Consider the following 23,272-nt stretch of genomic DNA (forward strand, 5'->3'; position numbering starts at 1 on the left):
TTTGTGATTCGTCAGGAGCAAACGCCGATGGCCCACAGGTACCGACCACATCACCGCCGCAGTTGTTCACCGCTTTGACGAATCACTAATCACGAATCACGAATCACGGCTCTCACCATGCGAATCAAACGTTTCACCGCCCCCGACATGCGCACCGCGCTGCGCATGGTGCGCGACGAACAGGGTCCCGACGCGGTGATCCTGTCGAACCGTCCGGTCGAGGAAGGCATCGAGATCGTCGCCGCCACCGACTACGACGAATCGCTGGCGCAGCAGGCCCTGCGCGCCGCCTTGCCGTCGCTGCCGGCCACGCCGGCGCCGGTGGCGTCGCCGAGCACGCCGGCGACGGTGGCTGCGGTGCCGGTGGCGAAGCAGCCCGAAGCCGATCGACTCCCTCCCCTGCGTGCAGGGGAGGGTTGGGAAGGGGTCGCGAAGCCGCGCAGCGGCGAGCTTGCACGCCATACAACCAACCGCGCAGGGCTCGGCGCTACCGCGCCGGGCTCCCTCCTCCCAACCCCGGCCTCCAAGGAGGGGGAGGAGCAAAACCGCTCCGCGGCGAACTCGGAAGAGAAATCGCGCTTCGGCTCGCTCGCCGCGCTGCTGACCAAGCCATCGAAGTCCAAGCCCGCCTGGACCGCGCCGGTCGGCGAAGCGCCGCGCGAGGACGCGCGCGCCCACATGGAGCGCATCGAAATGAAGAACGTGGAACCTGCGCAGGCCACGCGCGTCGAACTCGAACGCGACGAACCGGCCGTGGTCACGTTGTCCGCCGGCGCGCAGCCGCGCGCGAAGATCGCCGAATCGCCGATCCGGGGCCGCGCCGTGTTCGCCATCGGCGACGGCACGCCGCTGCAGACCGCGCCGCGCATGCCGAAGTCCGAAACGGTCGTGACGGCCTCGCCGCTGCCGCCGCCGGACACCTCGCGTTTCGACGCGATGATGGCGGCGCTGATTCCGCAGGGGGAGAAGTTCGAAGCGACGGCGGCGGCCTTCTCGAATGCCGCCATCGCCGAAGCGGCTGCGAACGCCGGCAAGGTCGCCGCCAGCAACGAGGCAATGCGGGAGAGCGCCACCGATCGGGAGGAGGCCGCGCCCACGGCCGCCTCTCCGATCGGTGGCGCTGTCCTCTCTTCCGACGCTTCGGCGAGTGGTGCGGGCGAGTACCGCAGCCTTGCGGATCTGTGGAGCGATGACGCGTTGCTTCCTTCTCCTGGAGGTCGGGATCACGTCGAAGAGGTCGCTGCCGCAGGGGGTTCTGCCTCCTACATCGATCTGTTGAGCAATCCCTCCGTTGCCCCTCACCCCAACCCCTCTCCCGTGGGGAGAGCGGCCCAGTCGGCCGCGATCTCGAACGTCGCCCCGAACAGCGCCGCTGCGAAAGCCGAAGCCCCCCACCTCCACGCCGTCCCCGACAACCGCGACCCCGCCTTCATCGCCATGCGCGACGAACTGGCGACCATGCGCGCCCTGATCGAGCGCGAACTCGGCCAGCTCACCGTCGAACGCCTGCGCGGATCGCCGGCGCGGGCCGCCGCGTTCGACATGCTGCTGCGCTACGGCTGCGACGAAAATCTGGCGCAGACCATCGCCGGCCGCATCGACGCCCGCCTCGAGCCGGCGCAGATCCGCGAACCGGTGCTGGAAGAACTGGCGCGCGCGATTTCCGTCGCCCGCCACGAACCCATCGACGACGGCGGCGTGATCGCCCTGGTCGGCCCGACCGGCGCCGGCAAGACGACCACCGCCGCCAAGCTCGCCGCGCGCTTCGCCCAGCGCCACCGCGCCCGCGACGTCGCCCTGGTGACCACCGATACCGAACGCCCCGGCGCCACGGAGCAGCTGCACATCCTCGGCCGCCGCCTCGGCGTGACCGTGTGCGAAGCCGCCGGCCCGGAGGCGCTGAACGACGCGCTCGACCAGCTCGCCGACTACCCGCTGGTGCTGGTCGATACCGCCGGCCACGGCCTGCGCGACCGGGCGCTGCTCGGCCAGATCCTCTGGCTGCGCGCCGCCAAGCGCGTGCGCAGCCTGCTGGTGCTGCCGGCCAACACCAACGCCCACGACCTGGGCGAAGTGGTCCGCCGCTACCGCCCGGCCTCGCCGGAAGGCGTGGTGCTGACCAAGCTGGACGAGACCGGCCGCCTGGGTTCGCCGCTGTCGGTGCTGGTCCAGCAGGGCCTGAGCCTGGCCTACACCACCGACGGACAGGCGGTTCCGGCCGACATCGCCGCCGCCGATGCACATCGCCTCGTTTCGACCCTCGAGAAAGTGCGACGTGCTGCCGATAACCCCCTCGGGTCTCTCGATTCCCGCCCTGTGACCCTCCCCACCGAGGACCGCCATGCATTCGCCAGCTGATCTCAACGCCACCTCCGCCGCCAACGGCAGCGCGCGCGCGCCGGTACGCGTCATCGCGGTGGCCAGCGGCAAGGGCGGCGTGGGCAAGACCTCGGTGTCGGTGAACCTCGCCATGTCGCTGGTCCACGCCGGCCAGCGCACGCTGCTGCTGGACACCGACCTGGGCCTGGCGAACGTCGACGTGATGCTCGGCCTGTCGCCGCAGTTCACCCTTGCCGACGTCTTCGCCGGCCGCTGCGAACTGCAGGACACGCTGCTGGAAGGCCCGCGCGGTTTGTGGGTCGTCCCCGCCGCGTCGGGCAAGCGCCACATGACCGAACTGCTGCCGCAGCAGCACGTCGGCCTGGTGCACGCCTTCTGCCAGCTCGACCTGCCGCTGGACGCGATGGTGGTCGACAACGCCGCCGGCATTTCCGACAGCGTGCTGACCTTCTGCCAGGCCGCGCAGGACGTGATCGTGGTGGTCTGCGACGAGCCGGCCTCGGTCACCGACGCCTACGCGCTGATCAAGGTGCTCAGCCGCGAGCGCGGCGTCACCCGCGTGCAGGTGCTGGCGAACCAGGTCAACAACGCGATCGAGGGCAAGCAGCTGTTCGAGAAGCTCGAACGCGTCAGCGCGCGCTTCCTCGATGTCACCCTGCACTACCTCGGCGCGATCCCGCGCGACGAATGGCTGCGCCGCGCGATCCAGCGTCAGGAAGCCGTCGTCGAGGCCTTTCCCGGCTGCCCGTCGGCGCTGGCCTTCCGCGACATCGCGCGACGCGCCGGCAGCTGGCAGTCGCCGCTCGGCCCGCGCGGCGGCGTGGAGTTCTTCATGGAACGCCTCGTCGCCCATGGCGCGAATGCCGCCAACGCCAACGACCCGCTGAGGAGCGCCGTCGCATGAACGCCGCCGCCGCCCAATACAAGGCGACCCAGCGCGCGGCCGACCACGGCAACGCCACGGAGATCGTCGAGAAACACGGCGAACTGGTGCGCCGCATCGCGCACCACCTCGCCGCGCGACTGCCCGCGAGCGTGGAGATCGACGACCTGATCCAGGCCGGCATGCTCGGCCTGATCGACGCGGCGCGGAATTTCCAGGCCGATCAAGGCGCCGCGTTCGAAACATATGCATCCATCCGCATCCGCGGCGCGATGATCGACGAGATCCGCCGTGGCGACTGGGTGCCGCGTTCGGTGCATCGCCGTTATCGCGACGTGGTCGCGGCGACACGCGAGGTCGAACAGCGCACCGGCCGCGCCGCGACCGCGCAGGAAGTGGCGGTCGCGCTCAACGTCCCGCTCGACGAATACCACCGCATGCTCGAGGACGCCGCGCGCGGCCAGCTGATCAGCCTGGAAGCGCACCTGGACGAACACGACGGCGAACCGCACCTGGCGCACCACGCCGGCGCGACGCCCGCGCGCGAGTTCGAGCAGGTCGCCTTCAAGGAAGCGCTCGGCGCGGCCATCGGCCATCTGCCCGAGCGCGAACAGCTGGTGCTGTCGCTGTACTACGAGCAGGAACTGAACCTGCGCGAGATCGGCGCGGTACTCAACGTATCCGAATCGCGCGTGTGCCAGATCCACGGCCAGGCGATGCTGCGGTTGCGCTCGCGCCTGGGCGAATGGCGCGGGACGCACGGCGATGACGACGACGAGTTCTGACCGCCCGGGCAAGCGCAGCGCACCCGGGGACCCACGCGCACGACCCGGGTGCGCTCCGCTTGCCCGGGCTGCAACCGCCTGATCTTCCCTTTTGAACCACTTCGTATCGAGCAAGCCCACATGGACAAGAACATCCGCATCCTCATCGTCGACGACTTCTCGACCATGCGCCGCATCGTCAAGAACCTGCTCAACGATCTGGGCTTCCACAACACCGCCGAGGCCGACGACGGCTCGACCGCGCTGATCGAGCTGAAGAAGGCGCCGTTCGACCTGGTCGTCACCGACTGGAACATGCCGGGCATGCCGGGCATCGACCTGCTCAAGGCGATCCGCGCCGACGCGTCGCTGGCGAAGATCCCGGTGCTGATGGTCACCGCCGAAGCCAAGCGCGAGCAGATCATCGAAGCCGCGCAGGCCGGCGTGAACGGCTACGTCATCAAGCCGTTCACCGCGGCGACGCTGGAAGACAAGCTCAACAAGGTGTTCGAGCGCCTGGGAGCCGCCGCGTGACCGACGCGCCCTCCTTCGAGAAGGCGCTCAGCGAGGATCGGCAGGCCGTCATCGCGCGCCTGCACGCGGCGCTGTGGGCGCTGGAACACGACGACCTCGCCGGCTGGCGCAGCAACGTCGACGCGCTGATCCAGTGGCGCAGCCAGCCGCTGGTGCAGGGCCTGGCGAAGCTCGCGCGCGAACTGGACACCGCGCTGGGCAACGGCAGCGCGAATCCGAACGCATCGCTGCCGGAAGCCTGCGCGCGCCTCGAGCACGTCGTGCACGTGAGCGAGGACGCGAGCCATCGCACGCTCGATTTGATCCAGGAATGCGGCGTCCTGCTGGGCACGCTGCCGGATGCATCGACCGACGAACAAGCCGCGACCATCGCCGCGATCCGCTCGCGCATGTCGGAAATGACCGCGGCGCAGGGCTATCAGGACCTCACCGGCCAGATCATCCGCCGCGTCGTCGAACTCGTCCGTGCGGTGCATGCGGGTCTGGGCGAGATCACCGACGGCGAGGCGACGCCAATCCACCTTAGCCACCTCAACCACAACAACCGCGGTTACGGCCCGTCGGTGGCGGGCGTGGACCCGACGCCCGCGACGCAGGAAGACGCGAACGATCTGCTGTCGTCGCTGGGGCTTTGAGGCGTTCGACGCGAGTCATGCCGATGAGAACGGATGAAGCAAATCGCGGCGCGCGTCGCTCTTGTAGCCCGGGTAAGGCCGAAGGCCGCACCCGGGGCAACGTCTCCGGCGCCGCAAACCCCGGGTGCGCTTGGCTTACCCGGGCTACCAACGCCGGGCTCCGCGTGACCGCGTCACTCGTTCCTCACCCCTCTCCTCTCGTTTCCTGCTCATGAGCGCCATCGCCAACGACATCGCCGCCGACTTCCTGATCGAAGCGCGCGAGATCCTCGACCAGCTCGGCGAGCAGATGGTCGCGCTGGAACACGCGCCGACCGATCGCGACGCGCTCAACGCCGTGTTCCGCGGTTTCCACACCATCAAGGGCGGCGCGGGCTTCCTCGACTTCGGCCCGATGGTGGAGATCTGCCACGCGGTGGAGGATCGCCTCAACGTCGCGCGCGACGGCACCGTGCCGATGGACGCGGACGCGTTCGACGGTGCGCAGCAGTCGCTGGACCTGCTGGTGGACATGCTCGCGGCCGTGTCGAACGGCGAGGAACCCGAACACGCACCGGCCGGGTTGCTGCAGTCATTGCGCGACGGCGCGAAGGGTTTCGTCACGCACGTGCCGACGATTTCGGCGAAGCCGGTCGCGAAGCCGGCCCCTGCGGGCGACGCAATCGCACGGACTTCACCTCCTCCCCATCTCTCCCCGCAGGCAGCGGGAGGAGCAAAAGCCGCGGCTCCTTCAAAAGCCGCCGAAGACCCCACCGTCCGCGTCGACGTGCGCCGCCTGGACGCCATGGTCGACCTGGTCGGCGAACTGGTGCTCGCGCGCAACCGCCTGAAGACCATCCGCCCGCGCCTGCGCGACGAGGACCTCGACCGCGCCGTGACCGCGCTCGACGTCGCCACCTCGCGTTTGCAATCGGCGGTGATGATGGTGCGCATGCAGCCGGTCGGACGCGTGTTCGCGCGCTTCCCCAAGCTCGCGCGCGACGTCGCGCGGCAGGTGAAGAAGTCGGTCGAACTGGAGATCATCGGCGCGGAAACCGAACTGGACCGCAACCTCGTCGAAGCGCTGGCCGATCCGCTCGTGCACCTGGTGCGCAACGCGATCGACCACGGCATCGAATCGCCCGAGGCGCGCCGCGCCGCCGGCAAGCCCGAACAGGGCATCGTGCGCCTGTCGGCGCAGCAGGAAGGCGACCATGTCTCGATCGAAGTCAGCGACGACGGCGCCGGCATCGATCCGGAAAAGATCCGCCGCAGCGCAATCAGGAAGGGCCTGATCGATTCCGATGCCGCCGCGCGGCTGACCTCGGACGAATGCCTCAACCTGATCTTCATGGCCGGCTTCTCCACGCGCAGCGAAGTCAGCGACCTGTCCGGGCGCGGCGTCGGCATGGACGTGGTGCAGTCGAAGATCCGCGAACTGTCCGGCCAGGTGCAGATCCATTCGGAGGTCGGGCGCGGTTCGCGCTTCGCGATCCGCGTGCCGCTGACGCTGGCGATCCTGCCGACGCTGCTGATCGAACTGGACGAGGACGTCTACGCGCTGCCGCTGGTGCGCGTGGTCGAAGTGCTCGCGCACGAGCGCATCGAACCGCTGTGGGTCGACGGCCAGCGCATGCTCGACCTGCGCGACGAACCGCTGCCGCTGATCGAGCTGCGCACCTGGCTCGGCCTGCCGCCGGAACCCGGCGCGGCGACGACCTGCGTGGTGCTGCAGTCGGGCGATTCGCGCTTCTGCCTGACGGTGGATCGCGTGCGCGGTCGCGAGGAAGTGGTCATCAAGGCCCTGCCCCGCACGCTGCGCGGCCTGGCCGGTTACGCCGGCGCCAGCCTGGTCGGCGACGGCCGCATGGCGCTGATCCTGGATGTCGACGCGCTGCTCAGGACCGGCCTGCGGGCCAGGAACGAAGGCCGGGGAACCAGGAACGAGTGAAGGCAGGCCGGCTCAAGTCGGGCAGGCGGCAACCGTTAAGAACTAGGAACGGGTGAACAGGAACGAGACACGAGTGAGCGCTGACGTCCCTGCTCGTTTCCCGCTGCTCTTCCCTCGTTCCTGAGCCAGGACCATCGACCCATGGACAGACTCTCCGTCATCGGCATCGTACTCGCGCTGGTCGCCCTGGTCGGCGGCAGCATCCTGAAGGGCGCAGGCCTCTCCGGCCTGTGGTCGCCGGCGGCGTTCGTCATCGTGATCCTGGGCACGTGCGCGGCGATCCTGGTGCAGACGCCGATGGCGACGTTCAAGCGTGCGCTGGCGATCGTGCGCTGGGTGTTCCGCCCGCCGGTGCAGGACCGTCCGGCGATGATCGCGCGCCTGGTCGAGTGGTCCACCGTCGCGCGCCGCCAGGGCCTGCTCGGCCTGGAAGCGGAAGTGCAGGCGCAGGACGATCCGTTCGTGCGCAAGGGCCTGCAGATGGTGGTCGACGGCGTGGAGCCCGAATCGATCCGGCAGATGCTGGAGATCGAACTGCACGGCCAGTCGCAGCGCGACCTCGCCGCGGCGAAGGTGTTCGAGGGCGCCGGCATCTATTCGCCGACGCTGGGCATCATCGGCGCGGTGCTCGGCCTGATGGCGGTGATGAAGAACCTCGCCGACCCGAGCAAGCTCGGCCACGGCATCGCCGCCGCGTTCACCGCGACGATCTACGGCATCGGCCTTGCGAACCTGATGCTGCTGCCGATCGCGGCCAAGCTGAAGGGCCTGATCAACCAGCAGGCCGACGAGCGCGAGATGATCATCGAAGGCCTCATCGGCATCGCCCAGGGCGAGAACCCGCGCAACATCGAAGCGCGGCTCAACGGCTTCGTGGTCTGACGGAGCGCGCACGATCATGGCCGGTCGCCGCCGACACCAGCACGAGGAGCACGCCAACCACGAAGCGTGGGCGATCCCCTATGGCGACCTGATCACGCTGCTGCTCGCCTTCTTCGTGGTGATGTACGCGATTTCCTCGATCAACGAGGGCAAGTACCGCGTGCTGGCCGATGCGCTGTCGTCCGCGTTCGGCGGACCGCCGCGCACGGTGACGCCGATCCAGCTGGGCATGCACCAGCTGCGCGGTTCGGCGTTCGATCGTCCCTCGCTGGTGACGCCGGGTTCGAAATCCGGGCCGTCCTCGTCCACGCCCATCGCCTCGCCGCGCATGAAGCAGGTGCTCGACATGCCGACCTTCGGCGCCAGCGGCAGCGCGAAGGAGGCCGCGCGCCAGGTGAGCGAACGCGAGTCGGCGCAGGGCGCGCAGCTGCATTCGATCGGCCGGCGCATCCAGGAGGCGCTGTCGGAACTGGTGAAGCAGAAGCTGGTCACCGTGCGGCGCAGCTACAACTTCCTGGAAGTCGAGATCCAGAGCGACATCCTCTTCGCCAGCGGCGTCGCGGTGCCCAACCCGCGCGCGGTCGACACCGTGCGCCGCATCGCCACCGTGCTGGCCGACGAGCCCAACGCGCTGCGCGTGGAGGGTTACACCGACAACATGCCGATCGCGACGGCGCAGTTCCCGTCGAACTGGGAACTGTCGACCGCGCGCGCGGCGAGCATCGTCCACGTGATGGCGCAGGCGGGCATTTCGCCGGCGCGCCTCGCGGTGGTCGGCTACGGCGAATACCAGCCGGTCGCCGACAACGCCACGCCCGAAGGCCGCAACGCGAACCGCCGCGTGCTGCTGGTGATCCTCGCCAGTCCGCAGGGCCCTGACGCGGTCGAGGACCGCTCGCCGCCGACGATCGCCATGGACGACGACGCGGCTGATGACGACACGGCCGACGACGTCGCCGCCGACCTCTACCCCGCCGCGAAGGCGCCGGGCGCCGCCGCGGCCGCCGCGCGCGCGCATGGCGCGGGGAACGACGGCATCGCCGCCGAAACCGATCGCACCGCCGCCGACGCCGCGCGTGCGGCGGCGGCACGAACGAATTCCACCACCACCCAACCGGGAGCGGGCTGATGCGCGCCTGGGCAATCGCCAACCAGAAGGGCGGCGTCGGCAAGACCACGACGTCGCTGTTGCTTGCACGCGGCCTCGCGACCGCGGGAAACCGCGTGCTGCTGCTCGACCTCGATCCGCACGCGTCGCTGACGCGCGCCTTCGAGATCCCCGCCGATCCGCCGCCATCCGGCACCCACGACCTGTTCAGCGGCAGCGGTGCCGGGCTGCTCGAACTGGCGCGCTACACGCACGTGCCCGACCTGCAGGTCGTCGCCGCGCAGGCCGCGCTGGCGACGCTGGAACGCCGCGGCGCGACGCAGCCGGGCCTGGGCCTGGCGCTCGGTCGCGCGTTGCACACCGTGCGCGAGGTCTACGACTACGTGCTGATGGACTGCCCGCCCACGCTCGGCCTGCTGATGGTCAACGCGCTGGCGGCGGCCGATCGCCTGATCGTGCCGACGCAGACCGACCCGCTCGCGCTGCACGGCCTGGCCGACATGCTGCGCACGGCGGAGATGGTCGAGCGTTCGCGCCGCCGCCCGCTGCCGCGCCACGTGCTGCCGACGCTGTTCGACCGCCGCACGCGCACGGGCGTGGCGAGCCTGTACGAGTTGCAGGACCGCTACGGCGACCGCGTCTGGACGCACGCCGTGCCGATGGACACGCGCCTGCGCGATGCGGCCTCGCTGGTGAAGGCCGATCCGCCGGACGGTCGCGGCGTCGACATGTACCGGCGCGCATTGAAGTGGCTGCTGGAGCAGGAAGCCGCCGGCGATCAGCACAAGGAAGCGGCTTGAGATTTGCAGGGCCCTGCGTTGCCGCCTTCGCGCGCGGCGATGCGCCCGTAACGGAACCGACATGAACCATCCCGCCCTCGACGCCTACCTCGACGAACTGCTCGACCTCACGGTCGATGCGGTGGCGCCTGCGCCTGTGGCGGCGAATGCGCCGGTGATGGCGCTGGCGAGCGGTGAGGCTGTCGCTGACGGCAACGCTGCGCCGTCGGTGATCGATGCGGGGTTGCTTGCGGAATTGGACTCCGATCCGTTGTTCGCCGGACAGCTACGCGGCGCGCAGGTGCCGGGCTCCGGGCACGACCGCGCTGTGGACGTCACCCCTCCCCAACCCTCGCCTGCAGGCAGGGGAGGGAGCGTTGAGGCTGCAGCTCACGACGACGTTTCGACGACGTTGATCGACGCGGGTCTGCTTGCCGAACTGGACTCCGATCCGTTGTTCGCGACGAATGCTCCGGCAAGTCCGGCCACGTCGCGGATCGATCCGGGGTTGCTCGCCGAACTGGACTCCGATCCGCTGTTCGCTGCGCCCGAAGTCGCGGCGTCGCAGATCGATCCAGGCCTGCTCGCCGAGCTCGACTCCGACCCCTTGTTCGCTGCGCCGGACGTCGCCGCGCCGCAGATCGATCCCGGGCTGCTCGCCGAACTCGACTCCGATCCGCTGTTCGCCGCGGCCATGGCCGCACCGGCTGCGCCGTCCATGTCGAGCGCCGCGGCTTCTGCTTCGGCGTCGATACCGGCTTCCGCTCCCATCGCCGCACCCGCGCCCGCAACACCCCCGCAACCACCCGCCCACCGCCCCACCAGCGCGCAACCCGACGCCCGCACCGGCCTGCGTCCGGTCGAATTCACCCCGCCCGCGTTGCCGCCGTCGGTCACCACCACGCACCGCTGGCTGCGCGTCGCCGTGGGCGAGGACAGCTACGCGATCGAACTGCTGCGCGTGCAGGAAGTCGGCCGCACCGCGCCCATCGTCGCCATGCGTGGCGCGGCGCCGTCGGTGCTCGGCGCGATGAACCTGCGCGGGCGGATCGTGCCGGTGTTCGACCTGGGGCTGTGGCTCGGCACCGGCCGCGTCACGCCCGACGAGCGCGCGCGCATCGTCGTGGTCGAACGCGACAACGAACTGATCGGCGCACTGGTCAGCGCGGTCGACGACGTGGTGACGCTCGGCCCCGATCGCATCGAACCGCCGCTGATGGCGTCGCCGTCGCGGGCGATCGTGGGTGTCGCGCGCGTGGTGGCGAAGCCGACGGTGCTGCTGGACGCCAATGCCTTGTTCGGGTGAGGAGCGACGCTTGCGCGCCACTGGCGCGCGTCGAGACGAACGACCGGCCATGGATGGACGGGCCGGGCGTTCCGGGAGCTGAAGCGTCCCGCCATGGATGGCAGCGGTGCGTCCGATCGAAGCGGCTCTTGTAGCCCGGGTAAGGCCGAAGGCCGCACCCGGGGCAACGGCGCCGGAGACGATGTTCCCGGGTGCGCTTCGCTTACCCGGGCTACAAACGCCCGCCACGCCACGCACTCAAGTCCTCCCAACCCCCGCCGTTATCCCATTCGAATGACCACGGCGAACCGCACACAGCCATGAACGCACTGCCCCTTCCCTCCGACCTCGGCATCGAACACGTCGCCGACCTGCAGGCCGCGCTGCGCCCGCACCTGGAGGACGCCGAACCGCTTTCGCTCACCGGCGACGCCGTCGAGCGCGTGCACACGGCCGGGCTGCAGATGCTCCATGCCTTCGTGCGCGAACGCGCCGCGCTTGGCCTCGCCACCGTCGTGACCGGCGCATCGCCGGTGCTCGCCGACGCCGCGCGCCAGCTCGCGCTCGCCAAGAGCCTCGGCGTCGACGCGCCGACCGCCTGACCCCATCCCCACCTCTCCTTTCACTTCCAACAGAAGCCGGCCACGATGTCCAAGAACCTGCTGATCGTCGACGACTCCACCTCCATGCGGCAGATGGTCGCCTTCGCCCTCACCGGCGGCGGCTTCAACGTGCGCGAAGCCGAGGACGGCCAGGCCGCGCTCGACGTCGCCAAGACCCAGCGTTTCGACGCCGTGGTGACCGACGTGAACATGCCGCGCATGGACGGCATCGAACTGATCCGCCAGCTGCGCCAGCTGCCCGACTACCGCTTCACCCCGCTGCTGATGCTCACCACGGAATCCGGCGGCGACAAGAAGGCCGAAGGCAAGGCCGCCGGCGCGACCGGCTGGCTGGTCAAGCCGTTCGATCCGGAACAGCTGCTGGCGACGGTCCGCAAGGTCCTGGGCTGAAAGCGAGGAACGAGTGGTGAGGACCCAGAACCTGGCCAGTTGCGCTAGTTGATTCGACCCACCACCGCCGCGCCCTTCCCTCTCGTTTCCCGTTCCTACTCACTCATCACTCGCCCATGGACATCACCCGCTTCCACGCCGCCTTCTTCGAGGAAAGCCGCGAAAACCTGGACGCCATGGAAGCGGGCCTGCTCGCGATGGAGTCCGGTTCGGCAGACGGCGAGACCATCAACGTCGTCTTCCGCGCCGCGCATTCGATCAAGGGCGGCGCGGCGACGTTCGGCTTCACCGCGATCAGCGAACTGACCCACCAGCTTGAAACGCTGCTGGACGAAGCGCGCAGCGGCCGCCGCCAGCTCGACGCCGATGCGATCGGCGCGCTGCTGGTCGCCGGCGATGCGCTGCGCGGCCTGCTCGGCGCGGCCGAACACGGCGATGCGATCGACGAGGCGAATCTCAAGCGCGCGCACGACGGCCTGGCGAAGATGATGGGCCGCGAAGTCGCGTCCGCCGCGAAGACCGAAGCGAAGGCGCCGGAAATCGCCGAATGGCGCATCGGCTTCAAGCCGGCGCCGTCGATGTTCCTGTCCGGCAACGATCCGCTGCGCATCCTGCGCGAGCTGTCCAGCCACGGCGAACTGGGCGTCACCGCGCTCGACAACACGCTGCCGAAGTTCTCCGAACTCGATCCGTACGAGGCCTACCTCGCCTGGGACCTGATGCTGCCCGGCAGCGTGCCGCGCAGCGCGATCGACGACGCGTTCGCGTGGGTCGAGGACCAGTGCGAACTCGCCATCGAAGGCATTCCGGCCACGTCCGCCGTCGCGCCGCCGCCGTCGCCGCTGCCGGAAACGCCCGACAACGTCGTCGCGATCGACACGCGCAACGGCGGCAACGACGCGCGCAAGGCCGGCGCGGGCGACGCCGCCGACTCGTCCATCCGCGTCGCCGTCAACAAGGTCGACGCGCTGATCAACCTGGTGGGCGAGCTCGTCATCACCCAGGCGATGCTGCGCCAGCGCTCCACGCAGCTGGACCCGGTCGCCAACGAACTGCTGCTGTCGGGCCTGGAACAGCTCGACCGCAACACCCGCGACCTGCAGGAAGCGGTGATGGGCGTGCGCATGCTGCCGGTGGAATTCGCCTTCAGCCGCTTCCCGCGCATGGTCCGCGACCTCGCCGCGCGCCTGGACAAGAAGGTGCGCCTGCGCACCAGCGGTGAAGCCACCGAGCTGGACAAGGGCGTGATCGAGAAGATCGTCGATCCGCTCGTGCACCTGGTGCGCAACGCCATCGACCACGGCCTGGAGCTGCCTGCCGAGCGCCGCGCGGCCGGCAAGGACGAGACCGGCACGATCTCGCTCAACGCGCAGCACCAGGGCGGGCACATCGTCATCGAGATCAGCGACGACGGCCGCGGCCTGGATCGCGAGCGCATCCTGCGCAAGGCCGCCGAACGCAACCTGCCCATCGGCGACAACCCGACCGACGCGCAGGTGTGGGACCTCGTATTCCATCCGGGCTTCTCCACCGCCGAACAGCTCACCGACCTGTCCGGTCGCGGCGTCGGCATGGACGTGGTGAAGAAGAACATCGCCGCGCTCGGCGGCCAGGTCGAGATCCGGTCGAAGAAGGGCGCCGGCACCACGGTGTCGATCCGCCTGCCGCTGACGCTGGCGATCCTCGACGGCATGACCGTCGCGGTCGGAGGCGAAGTCTTCATCCTGCCGCTGAATTCGGTGATCGAATCGCTGCAGCCGGCCGCGGGGGATGTACGCACCATCGCCGGCGAGGCGCGCGTGCTGCGCGTGCGCGAGGACTACCTGCCGCTGATCGACCTGGCCTCGCAGTACGGCCTGTCCGCCGGCGCGTCCGCCCACGCGCATGCCGGCGCGAATCCGGGCAACGGAATCGCGGTGGTGGTCGAAGCCGACGGCCAGCGCCTGTCGCTGGAAGTCGACGAACTGCTCGGCCAGCAGCAGGTGGTGGTGAAGAACCTGGAAGCGAACTACCGCCGCGTGCAGGGCATTTCCGGCGCGACGATCCTCGGCGACGGGCGCGTCGCGCTGATCGTCGATGTCGGCGGGCTGGTGCAGGCGCAGCGGATGCCGCAGGCGGCTTGACCGCCCGATGTTGCAGCCCGGGCAAGGCCGCAGGCCGCACCCGGGGTGCACGCCCCAACAAACGCAATACCCGGGTGCGCTGCGCTTACCCGGGCTACAAAAGAACCAGCGAGAGCCCGACATGAACGACATCACCGCCACCATCGAATCGGCCGACGAGTACCTCACCTTCGCCCTGGGCGAGGAGGAGTACGGCGTGGAGATCCTGAAAGTCCAGGAAATCCGCGGCTACGACACCGTCACCCGCCTGCCCGACGCGCCCGACTACATCAAGGGCGTGATCAACCTGCGCGGCACCATCGTGCCGGTCATCGACATGCGCCTGAAGTTCCGCCTCGCGAAGGCCGAATACAACGCGCTCACGGTGATGATCGTGCTCAACGTCGCCGACCGCGTCGTGGGCATGGTCGTGGACAGCGTCTCCGACGTGGTCCGCCTGGAGGCCGAGCAGATCCGCCCGGTGCCGGAAATCGGCGCGACGATCGACCGCCAGTTCATCACCGGCATCGGCACGCACGGCGAGCGCATGCTGATCCTGCTGGAGATCGAGAGGCTGATGACCAGCGCGGAAATGGGCCTGGTCTCTCACGCGGACGCCGCCTGATCGCAACATCGAAGCAGTAACCGGTCGCCGCGGGCGCACATCGCGCGCGGCATCGGGGTTTCCGCAAACGCACGCCAGGCGGAGCGCATCCGCCAAGCCAGCGCAGTTGTAGTCGCACCCAAGGTCCGCCGTCCCCCCGGGCGATCTTTCGTGAGTCACGAATCAGCGTAGTGATGGACGCCGCATCGCACGCGGCGTCTTCGATTTGACGACACCCGAGGACCACATCGATGGACACCGCAAGGACCCCGGCCGCCTTCGCCGACCGTCCCCTGTCGCGCCGCGCCGCCACGCCCGCGCCGTTCTGGCGCCGCCTGGCTGCCCTCTTCTCCCCCGCCGCCGACGACCGCATCCAGGACGCGCACGTCGCCGACCTGGAGGGCCGCATCGCCGCGATCGACCGCGTGCAGGCGGTGATCGAGTTCGATCTCGACGGCACCATCGTCCACGCCAACGAGAACTTCCTGGGCACGCTGGGGTATCGGCTCGACGAGATCCGGGGCCGCCACCATTCGATGTTCGTCGATCCGGCGCATGCGAAGAGCGAGGAGTACCGCGCGTTCTGGGCGCGGCTCGCGCGCGGCGAGTTCGATGCCGGCCAGTACCGGCGCCTCGGCAGGGACGGCCGCGAAATCTGGATCCAGGCGTCGTACAACCCCGTGTTCGACCGCGCGGGACGTGCGCGCAAGGTGGTGAAGTTCGCCACCGACATCACCGCGCAGAAGATGCAGGCGGCCGATTCCGCCGGCCAGCTGGCGGCGATCGGCAAGTCGCAGGCGGTGATCGAGTTCGACCTCACCGGCACCATCCTCGCGGCGAACGACAACTTCCTCGCGGTGATGGGCTATGCGCTGGACGACGTGCGCGGCCGGCATCACTCGATGTTCGCCGAGGAGGCGTATCGCCACAGCGCGGAATATCGCGGCTTCTGGGACAAGCTCGGCCGCGGCGAATACGACGCCGGCGTGTACCGCCGCCTGGGCAAGGGCGGGCGCGAGGTGTGGATCCAGGCGTCGTACAACCCGATCCTCGACATGAACGGCCGGGTCGTGAAGGTCGTGAAGTACGCCACCGACATCACCACGCAGGTGCGCGACACCCAGGCGCTGCAGCGCGCGGTCGAACAGACGCACGAAGTGGTCGGCGCCGCGCAGGCGGGCGACCTCACCCGCCGCATCGACATGGCCGACAAGTCCGGCTCGATCGCGCAGCTGTGCGAAGGCATCAACGCGCTGGTGGACACGATGGCCGGCATCCTCGGGCAGATCAGGCTCGCCGCCGACACGATCGGCCTGGGCGCGCGCGAGATCGCGTCGGGCAACAGCGACCTGTCGCAGCGCACCGAATCGCAGGCGGCGTCGCTGGAGGAAACCGCCTCGTCGATGGACGAGCTGACCCACACCGTGCGCCAGAACGCCGACAACGCGCGCCAGGCCAACCAGCTGGCGATCGGCGCCACCCAGATCGCCGCGCGCGGCGGCGAGGCGGTGCGCGAGGTGATCGCCACCATGTCGCAGATCAGCGACTCGTCGAAGAAGATCGCCGACATCATCGGCGTGATCGACGGCATCGCGTTCCAGACCAACATCCTCGCGCTGAACGCCGCGGTGGAAGCGGCGCGCGCAGGCGAACAGGGCCGCGGCTTCGCGGTTGTCGCCAGCGAAGTGCGTTCGCTCGCGCAGCGTTCGGCGAACGCGGCGAAGGAGATCAAGCACCTCATCGGCGATTCGAGCGAGCGCGTGGACACCGGCACGCGGCTGGTGCGCGGCGCGGGCGGCACGATGGACGAGATCGTCGGCAGCGTGAAGCGCGTGGGCGAGATCGTCGCGCGGATCAGCGCGGCCTCGCAGGAACAGAGCGCGGGCATCGAGCAGGTCAACCAGGCCGTCGCGCAGATGGACGAGAGCACGCAACGCAACGCCGCGCTGGTCGAGGAGGCCTCCGCCGCCGCGCGCAGCATGGAGGAACAGGCCGCGCGGCTGATGCAGACGGTGGCGGCGTTCCGGCTGGGGTCGAGCGATGCGCGGCGGGTGGCTGCGAACGAGGGGTCGGGCGGTGTGCGCGATGACGCGCGGACGATGGGGACGCTGCGGCAGGTGCCGTCGCGGTTGCCGGCGAACGATTGAGCCCCTCCCGATCAATGCAGCGATGCGACTGCAGCTCTTGTAGCCCGGGTAAGGCCGCAGGCCGCACCCGGGGCAACGCCGCCGGAGACGCGTGACCCCGGGTGCGCTTCGCTTACCCGGGCTACGAAAGCCGCTACGAAAGCCGCATCACCTCGCCACAAGTGACCGACATCCCACTTCCCCCATTCAGCAATAAATCCCGGCAAATACCGCAACTTCGATCTGAATCAAAAACGCGCGGCGCCGATAACGACGGCAAGACGCGCTTCCGCGTCGAGTCCCTGTCGCGGTGCCCCATGCCGAACGTCCTTTCGATTTTCCGTTTCTCCTCCCTCTCCCTGCGCGCGCGCTTCGCGTGGATGATCGCGGTGCTCGCGCTCGGGCTGGTCGTGCTCACCGGCATCGCGGTGCAGCGCAACTACACCGGCCAGATCGCCGACGAGCGCGCCCGCCTGCACACGCGCGTCGCCGCCGCCATGACCGTGGTGCGGCGCTACGCCGACCTGGCGCAGGCCGGAAAGCTCGCCGACGACGTCGCGCGGCGCGAGGCGCTGCTGGTGCTCTCCACGCTGCGCAGCCGCGACGGCACCGATTACCTGTGGGTCAACGACGAGCATCCGCGCATGCTCATGCACCCGCACCAGAAGCAGCTCGTCGGCAAGGACCTCACCGATTACGTCAGCCCCGACGGCAAGCACATCTTCGTGGAGATGGTGAAGGTCGCGCGCGACGGCGGCGGCTTCGTCGATTACCAGTGGGCCAAGCCGGGCGTCGAAGGACCGGTGCTGAAGATCTCCTACGTCGAGCACCTGCCGCGCTGGGGCTGGGTGGTCGGCAGCGGCGAATACACCGACGACATCGCCGCGCGCGCGTGGCGCTTCGCCGGCATGCTGCTGGTGGCGGCGGCGATCGCGCTGGCCGCGGTGATCGTGCTGTGCCTGGTGATCGCGCGCAGCATCGCCGCCTCGGTGCGCGGCGCGACGGAGGCCGCGCAGGCGGTGGCCGACGGCCGCTTCGACCTGGTCATCCACACCGAACAGCGCGACGAGATCGGCCAGCTGCAGCAGGCGCTGGAGCGCATGTGCCGCCGGCTGGAGGACTATTCCAGCGCGCAGGGCGAAATGGCGCGCCGACACGACGAAGGCCAGATCAGCTTCCGCATCGACGAATCCGCCTTCCCCGGTGCGTACGGCCGCATGGTGCGCGAGACTAACGGGCTGGTCGCCTCGCACATCGATTCGATCCAGCGCGCGTTGCAGATCATGGAACGCTACGCGATCGGCGACCTCTCGCAGGACATGGACCGCCTGCCCGGCGAGAAGGCCGTGCTGACGCGGACGATGGATTCGGTGAAGGCGAACCTGCGCGCGATCAACGGCGAGATCCGCCGCCTCGCCGCCGCCGCGGCCGACGGCGATTTCGCCGCGCGCGGCGACGCGTCGCGCTTCGACCACGATTTCCGCGCGATGGTCGACACGCTCAACCGCCTGATGGCCACCGCCGACGAGAACCTCTCCGCGCTGTCCACGCTGCTGCAGGGCGTGGCGAAGGGCGATCTCGCCCAGCGCATGCACGGCGATTTCCGCGGCGTGTTCGCGCGCATGAGCGTGGACGCGAACGAGACGGTCGACCGCCTCGAGCAGATCGTCGGCCGCATCCGCGAAGGTTCGGACGCGGTCGGCAGCGCGGCGGCGGAAATCGCCGCGGGCAACCACGACCTCTCGCAGCGCACCGAGTCGCAGGCGGCGTCGCTGGAGGAAACCGCCTCGTCGATGGAGGAACTCACCTCCACCGTGCGCCAGAACGCCGACAACGCGCTGCAGGCGGACGGCCTGGCGCGCGATGCGGCGGAAGTGGCCTCGCAGGGCGGCGCGATCGTGCACCGCGTGGTGCGCACGATGAGCGCGATCAGCGAATCCTCGCGCCGCATCGGCGACATCATCGGCGTGATCGACGGCATCGCGTTCCAGACCAACATCCTGGCGCTGAACGCCGCGGTGGAAGCCGCGCGCGCCGGCGAACAGGGCCGCGGCTTCGCGGTGGTCGCCGGCGAAGTGCGTTCGCTCGCGCAGCGTTCGGCGAATGCGGCCAAGGAAATCAAGCAGCTGATCACCGATTCGGTGGTGGAAGTGCAGCAGGGCACGCAGCTGGTCGACCAGGCGGGGCGCACGATGGAGGACATCGTGACCAGCGTGAAGAAGGTCAGCGACATCATCGCCGACATCTCCGCCGCCTCGCGCGAGCAGAGCGCGGGCATCGAGCAGGTCAACGGCGCGATCACGCAGATGGACGAGGGCACGCAGCAGAACGCCGCGCTGGTCGAGCAGGCCTCCGCCGCGGCGCGCAGCCTGGAGCAGCAGGCCGCCGAGCTGGTGGAAACGGTGGCGGTGTTCCGGCTGTCGCGATCGGGTGCAGCAGCGGGTGCGACGGTAGATACGGAGCTGGCGCGGATCGCGCGGCGGCGGTAAGCCCCTCTCCCTCCGGGAGAGGGTTGTGGGTGAGGGTCGGGGCAAGCGGTGCGACGACGCCGTCGCGCTGTTGTAGCCCGGGTAAGCGAAGCGCACCGCGCCATTGTGTAATTCAGTTGTGGTTGCGATGACCGCGCCGCAGCGCGTTGCATCGATAAAGCGGCCATTCTCTTGGCGATCCCCGGGTGCGCTTCGCTTACCCGGGCTACAAGAGCAACATCGGCCTCCCTGCGCCCCACAAAAGAAAAACGCGCCGTCTCCGGCGCGTCTTCCTCCCCGCGATGGCGGATGCAGCGGTGCTTACAGCGAGAAGTCCAGGCGCACCTTGCCCTTGCCGCCGCCCGGAGCGAACTCCCACTGCTTCACGGCGCGCACGGCCGACTGCTCGAACACGCGGGCCGGCTTGGCGTTGACGACCGAGACGCTGGCGACCTTGCCGGCCGGGTCCACGGTGAATTCGACTTCGACGAAGCCCTGGGTGCCGGCACGGGCCGCTTCGGCCGGGTACTGCGGCTCGACGCGCTTGATCGGCTTGAGGTCGGCCGAGGCCGGGGCGGCGAAGGACAGGGCCAGCACGGCGATGCCGGCGGCGGTGAGGAGGGAACGGCGCATGGGATGGCTCCTTGGGGATGGTGTCTGGCGACACCGGGGTCATCGGCCGGTTCCGCGGAATCTTTAGCCCTCGAATTCCGGGCGGTTGCAGCCCGGGCAAGGCCGCAGGCCGCACCCGGGGCAACGCCACCGCAGACGCGCCCCCGGGTGCGCTTCGCTTACCCGCTACAGGAGCCGTGCGCCCTCGCACCGGGTAAGGGCCGGACCCGCAAAGTCCCTCACCTAAAGTTTCCCTCCCCCGCGCCGATGCAACGGATGTCGACCCGAAAGGGTCCGTTCCGCACGAGAGGATCCATGTCCACCCTTGCACACCGTCGGCCGTCGGCCACCCTGCTGGACCGCTTCCTGGGTCCGGCCACCCGCCTGATGTCGCAGTTGCGCTTCAACCAGAAGGCCATCGTCATCGGCGCGGCCTTCATGCTCACCTGCGGCGTACTGGCCGGCATCCTCGTGGTGCGTTCCAACGCCGAGGTCAGCGCCGCGACGAAGCAACGCGACGCGGTCGTGGGCCTGGGCCACCTGCATCGCGCGATGCTGGCGATCCAGCAGCACGAGCTGCAGGTCGTGCGCAAGTTCGCCAAGGACGAGGTGTCCGACCAGGCGCTGCAGGAATCGGCCGCGCAGGTCGCGCGCGAACTCGACGCGCTCACTGCCTGGCAGGCGCGCAACCTGCCCGCGTCGGCCCTGCCGGCCGCGCTGAAGGACGCCCGCGCCGCGTGGGACAAGGCCAACGGCGAACACGGCGATTCGGCCGCCGCCGCGACCGACCACGGTGTCGCGGTGCGCAAGCTGGGCGAAGTGCACGGCCTGATCGCCGACGAAACCGGCCTGGCGCAGGCCCAGAACCCCGCCGTGCTCTACATGGGCCGCGCCGCGACCGTGTGGGTGCCGACGCTGGCCGAATACACCCAGCAGCAGAGCGCCACCGCGTTGCGCGTGCTGGGCGACGGCGCGATCTGGGTCGACGACCGCACCGGCCTGGCTGTCTCGCGCAACATGCAGGACTACGTGCGCACGCGTTCGGAAATCGAGATCAAGGACGCCGAAGAGGAAATGGCCGAGCTGGCCGCGACCATCGGCGCGCCGTTCCGCAAGGCGCTCGATGCGGTCGCCAAGCAGAACGCCGACATCCAGAAGCACATCCTCGACGCCGAAACGCCGGTGCTGCCGGTGAAGATCATGGCCGCGCGCACCGAGGCCACGCGCCTTGCGCTCGCCTCCGCGCTGTCGGCCGCGAACGCCTCGCTCGACCACGCCGCCTCGACGGAAATCTCGCGCCTGCAACAGCGCACCGCGTGGACGCTGGGCTCGTGCATCCTGATCCTCGCGCTGGCGACCTACCTGTTCCTCGGCTTCAGCCGCAGCACGCGCGCCGCGCTGAAGGAAGTGCAGGACGCCTCCGATCTGCTCGCACGCGGCGAATTCCCCGACGCGGTGCGCGTGGACAGCCGCGACGAAGTGCGCGACATCGCGCGCGGGCTGGAACGCGCCATCAACACGCTGCGCAACTTCGCGGGCGCGCAGCGTGAACTGTTCGAAGCGCACCAGGCCGGCGAGATCGACCGCCGCCTGCAAAGCGACGACTTCCCCGGCGCCTACGGCCAGATGGCCGGCGAAGTGAACACGCTGGTGGATTCGCACATCCAGGTGAATACCCGCGCGATCGAGATCGTCGCCGCCTACGCGCGCGGCGACCTGTCGCGCGACATGGACCGCCTGCCGGGCCAGAAGGCGCGCATCACCGACGCCGTGGATTCGGTGAAGAGCGGCATGAACGCGATCAACGCCGAGATCAAGACGCTGGTCGACGCCGCCGTCGCGGGCGATTTCAGCCGTCGCGGCGATGCGTCGGCGTTCGAGTTCGTCTACCACGACGTGGTGCAGTCGCTGAACCAGCTGATGGCCACCGCCGAGGAAGGCCTGCACGAAGTCGGCACGCTGCTGTCGGCGGTCGCCGACGGCGACCTGAACCGCCGCGTCGAAGTGGAACTGCCGGGCCAGTTCGGCCGCCTCGCCGGCGATGCGAACCGCACCGTCGACCAGCTCGCGCAGATCGTCGGCCAGATCCGCCAGGGTTCGGATGCGATCAGCTCGGCCGCGGCGGAAATCGCCGCCGGCAACAACGACCTGTCGCAGCGCACCGAGCAGCAGGCGGCGTCGCTGGAAGAAACCGCCTCGTCGATGGAAGAGCTCACCAGCACGGTGCGCCAGAACGCCGACAACGCGCGCCAGGCCAACCAGCTGGCGCAGAGCGCGGCCGAAGTCGCCGGCCAGGGCGGCACGGTGGTGGGCGAAGTGGTCGAGACGATGAACGCGATCAACCAGTCGTCGAAGAAGATCGCCGACATCATCGGCGTGATCGACGGCATCGCCTTCCAGACCAACATCCTGGCGCTGAACGCGGCGGTGGAAGCCGCACGCGCCGGCGAACAGGGCCGTGGTTTCGCGGTGGTGGCCGCCGAAGTGCGCTCGCTCGCGCAGCGTTCGGCGAATGCGGCGAAGGAGATCAAGCAGCTGATCACCGACTCGGTCGGCAAGGTCGAGGAAGGCAGCCAGCTGGTCGACCAGGCCGGCCGCACGATGCACGAGATCGTGACCAGCGTGAAGAAGGTCACCGACATCATCGCCGACATCTCGGCGGCGTCGCAGGAACAGAGCTCGGGCATCGAGCAGGTCAACAACGCGATCACGCAGATGGACGAGGGCACGCAGCAGAACGCGGCGCTGGTCGAACAGGCGTCGGCCGCCGCGCGCAGCCTGGAACAGCAGTCCGAGCAGCTGGTGCAGACCGTCGCGGTGTTCCGCCTCGCGCAGGCCAGTGCCACGCAGGCCGCACGCGCCGCGCAGGCGACGGTGGTGGAGATGCCGGCGGCCAAGCCGCCGCGCGCCAAGCCCGCCGCGCCGGCCGCTTCCGCATCGCCCGCCAAGCCCGCAACGCGCAAGGTGCGCGCCACGGCGGCGGCGAATGCGGATGGGGATTGGCAGGAGTTCTGAGCCGTATTGCCGTGAAGCCCTCTCCCTTCGGGGTGAGCTCCTCTCCCTGCTTGCAGGGGGAGGTTGGGAGGGGGTCGTGAGGCGCGAGAGCGCCGAGCTCAATGCAAGTGCACTGGCGTAACCGCGCTGTGCACTTCACCCCTCCCCAACCCTCCCCTGCAAGCAGGGGAGGGAGCAAGAAGCCAAGGCGGG

General features: G+C 69.5%; 18 protein-coding genes. 17 read left to right on the top strand and 1 reads right to left on the bottom strand.

The genetic code is table 11. The annotated features are described in order from the left end of the window. The first annotated feature begins 117 nt into the window (after positions 1 to 117). From flhF to I4U41_RS18540, 16 genes are all read left to right on the top strand, one after another. Entirely contained in the window at positions 118 to 2,358 is a 2,241-nt protein-coding gene (gene flhF, locus I4U41_RS18700; protein ID WP_206861694.1) for a flagellar biosynthesis GTPase FlhF, read from the top strand. Then, entirely contained in the window at positions 2,342 to 3,244 is a 903-nt protein-coding gene (locus I4U41_RS13505) for a MinD/ParA family protein (RefSeq protein WP_206861695.1), read from the top strand. Before flhF ends, I4U41_RS13505 begins: the two co-directional genes overlap by 17 nt. After that, positions 3,241 to 4,008 carry an RNA polymerase sigma factor FliA gene (locus I4U41_RS13510; RefSeq protein WP_206861696.1) on the top strand — a complete coding sequence of 256 codons (768 nt, stop codon included), beginning with the start codon at positions 3,241 to 3,243 and terminating at the stop codon, positions 4,006 to 4,008. Before I4U41_RS13505 ends, I4U41_RS13510 begins: the two co-directional genes overlap by 4 nt. Positions 4,009 to 4,128: 120 nt before the next feature. After that, complete coding sequence (cheY, locus tag I4U41_RS13515) at positions 4,129 to 4,521, top strand: chemotaxis response regulator CheY (protein WP_206861697.1); 393 nt, start codon at positions 4,129 to 4,131, stop codon at positions 4,519 to 4,521. Beyond that, the gene (locus I4U41_RS18580; protein WP_206861698.1) at positions 4,518 to 5,156 is read left to right on the top strand and encodes a protein phosphatase CheZ; all 639 of its coding nucleotides are present in this window, start codon (positions 4,518 to 4,520) and stop codon (positions 5,154 to 5,156) included. Before cheY ends, I4U41_RS18580 begins: the two co-directional genes overlap by 4 nt. Positions 5,157 to 5,367: 211 nt before the next feature. Next, positions 5,368 to 7,086 carry a chemotaxis protein CheA gene (locus tag I4U41_RS13525; protein ID WP_206861699.1) on the top strand — a complete coding sequence of 573 codons (1,719 nt, stop codon included), beginning with the start codon at positions 5,368 to 5,370 and terminating at the stop codon, positions 7,084 to 7,086. A gap of 141 nt (positions 7,087 to 7,227) precedes the next feature. After that, positions 7,228 to 7,968 (top strand): flagellar motor protein, encoded by a 741-nt coding sequence (locus I4U41_RS13530; protein WP_206861700.1) that lies wholly within the window; start codon positions 7,228 to 7,230, stop codon positions 7,966 to 7,968. A 16-nt stretch (positions 7,969 to 7,984) separates the two neighbouring features. Further along, positions 7,985 to 9,097: a flagellar motor protein MotD gene (motD, locus tag I4U41_RS13535; protein ID WP_206861701.1), complete on the top strand. Its 1,113-nt coding sequence runs from the start codon at positions 7,985 to 7,987 to the stop codon at positions 9,095 to 9,097. Then, complete coding sequence (locus I4U41_RS13540; RefSeq protein WP_206861702.1) at positions 9,097 to 9,876, top strand: ParA family protein; 780 nt, start codon at positions 9,097 to 9,099, stop codon at positions 9,874 to 9,876. The genes motD and I4U41_RS13540 overlap by 1 nt, the downstream gene beginning before the upstream one ends. A gap of 157 nt (positions 9,877 to 10,033) precedes the next feature. Then, entirely contained in the window at positions 10,034 to 11,161 is a 1,128-nt protein-coding gene (locus I4U41_RS18535; protein WP_206861703.1) for a chemotaxis protein CheW, read from the top strand. 299 nt (positions 11,162 to 11,460) lie between these two features. Continuing rightward, entirely contained in the window at positions 11,461 to 11,742 is a 282-nt protein-coding gene (locus tag I4U41_RS13550) for an STAS domain-containing protein (RefSeq protein WP_206861704.1), read from the top strand. A gap of 45 nt (positions 11,743 to 11,787) precedes the next feature. Next, positions 11,788 to 12,153, top strand: a complete 366-nt coding sequence (locus I4U41_RS13555) for a response regulator (RefSeq protein ID WP_115844924.1) — start codon at positions 11,788 to 11,790, stop codon at positions 12,151 to 12,153. 116 nt (positions 12,154 to 12,269) lie between these two features. Continuing rightward, positions 12,270 to 14,276: a chemotaxis protein CheA gene (locus I4U41_RS13560; protein ID WP_206861705.1), complete on the top strand. Its 2,007-nt coding sequence runs from the start codon at positions 12,270 to 12,272 to the stop codon at positions 14,274 to 14,276. A 121-nt stretch (positions 14,277 to 14,397) separates the two neighbouring features. Then, positions 14,398 to 14,880 carry a chemotaxis protein CheW gene (locus I4U41_RS13565; protein ID WP_206861706.1) on the top strand — a complete coding sequence of 161 codons (483 nt, stop codon included), beginning with the start codon at positions 14,398 to 14,400 and terminating at the stop codon, positions 14,878 to 14,880. A gap of 230 nt (positions 14,881 to 15,110) precedes the next feature. Then, positions 15,111 to 17,006 (top strand): methyl-accepting chemotaxis protein, encoded by a 1,896-nt coding sequence (locus tag I4U41_RS13570; RefSeq protein ID WP_206861707.1) that lies wholly within the window; start codon positions 15,111 to 15,113, stop codon positions 17,004 to 17,006. A 296-nt stretch (positions 17,007 to 17,302) separates the two neighbouring features. After that, entirely contained in the window at positions 17,303 to 19,474 is a 2,172-nt protein-coding gene (locus tag I4U41_RS18540; protein WP_305062454.1) for a methyl-accepting chemotaxis protein, read from the top strand. Positions 19,475 to 19,774: 300 nt separating this feature from the next. Here the strand turns inward: I4U41_RS18540 and I4U41_RS13580 are convergent, their stop codons facing one another. Further along, a complete protein-coding gene (locus I4U41_RS13580) occupies positions 19,775 to 20,086 on the bottom strand; it encodes an energy transducer TonB (RefSeq protein ID WP_206861708.1) in 312 nt (103 codons plus the stop codon). Positions 20,087 to 20,380: 294 nt separating this feature from the next. Here I4U41_RS13580 and I4U41_RS13585 point away from each other — a divergent pair, with 294 nt between their 5' ends. Then, positions 20,381 to 23,080, top strand: coding sequence for a methyl-accepting chemotaxis protein (locus I4U41_RS13585; RefSeq protein ID WP_305062455.1), 2,700 nt, complete (start codon positions 20,381 to 20,383; stop codon positions 23,078 to 23,080). Positions 23,081 to 23,272 lie beyond the last annotated feature (192 nt).

The organism is Lysobacter changpingensis (assembly GCF_017308985.1).
GTDB classification, from domain to species: Bacteria; Pseudomonadota; Gammaproteobacteria; order Xanthomonadales; family Xanthomonadaceae; genus Lysobacter_J; species Lysobacter_J changpingensis.

Coding starts and splice junctions, on each gene's coding strand:
- flhF (WP_206861694.1), top strand. CDS start 118: ATGCGAATCAAACGTTTCACCGCCCCCGACATGCGCACCGCGCTGCGC.
- I4U41_RS13505 (WP_206861695.1), top strand. CDS start 2,342: ATGCATTCGCCAGCTGATCTCAACGCCACCTCCGCCGCCAACGGCAGC.
- I4U41_RS13510 (WP_206861696.1), top strand. CDS start 3,241: ATGAACGCCGCCGCCGCCCAATACAAGGCGACCCAGCGCGCGGCCGAC.
- cheY (WP_206861697.1), top strand. CDS start 4,129: ATGGACAAGAACATCCGCATCCTCATCGTCGACGACTTCTCGACCATG.
- I4U41_RS13525 (WP_206861699.1), top strand. CDS start 5,368: ATGAGCGCCATCGCCAACGACATCGCCGCCGACTTCCTGATCGAAGCG.
- I4U41_RS13530 (WP_206861700.1), top strand. CDS start 7,228: ATGGACAGACTCTCCGTCATCGGCATCGTACTCGCGCTGGTCGCCCTG.
- motD (WP_206861701.1), top strand. CDS start 7,985: ATGGCCGGTCGCCGCCGACACCAGCACGAGGAGCACGCCAACCACGAA.
- I4U41_RS13540 (WP_206861702.1), top strand. CDS start 9,097: ATGCGCGCCTGGGCAATCGCCAACCAGAAGGGCGGCGTCGGCAAGACC.
- I4U41_RS18535 (WP_206861703.1), top strand. CDS start 10,034: ATGGCGCTGGCGAGCGGTGAGGCTGTCGCTGACGGCAACGCTGCGCCG.
- I4U41_RS13550 (WP_206861704.1), top strand. CDS start 11,461: ATGAACGCACTGCCCCTTCCCTCCGACCTCGGCATCGAACACGTCGCC.
- I4U41_RS13555 (WP_115844924.1), top strand. CDS start 11,788: ATGTCCAAGAACCTGCTGATCGTCGACGACTCCACCTCCATGCGGCAG.
- I4U41_RS13560 (WP_206861705.1), top strand. CDS start 12,270: ATGGACATCACCCGCTTCCACGCCGCCTTCTTCGAGGAAAGCCGCGAA.
- I4U41_RS13565 (WP_206861706.1), top strand. CDS start 14,398: ATGAACGACATCACCGCCACCATCGAATCGGCCGACGAGTACCTCACC.
- I4U41_RS13570 (WP_206861707.1), top strand. CDS start 15,111: ATGGACACCGCAAGGACCCCGGCCGCCTTCGCCGACCGTCCCCTGTCG.
- I4U41_RS18540 (WP_305062454.1), top strand. CDS start 17,303: ATGCCGAACGTCCTTTCGATTTTCCGTTTCTCCTCCCTCTCCCTGCGC.
- I4U41_RS13580 (WP_206861708.1), bottom strand. CDS start 20,086: ATGCGCCGTTCCCTCCTCACCGCCGCCGGCATCGCCGTGCTGGCCCTG.
- I4U41_RS13585 (WP_305062455.1), top strand. CDS start 20,381: ATGTCCACCCTTGCACACCGTCGGCCGTCGGCCACCCTGCTGGACCGC.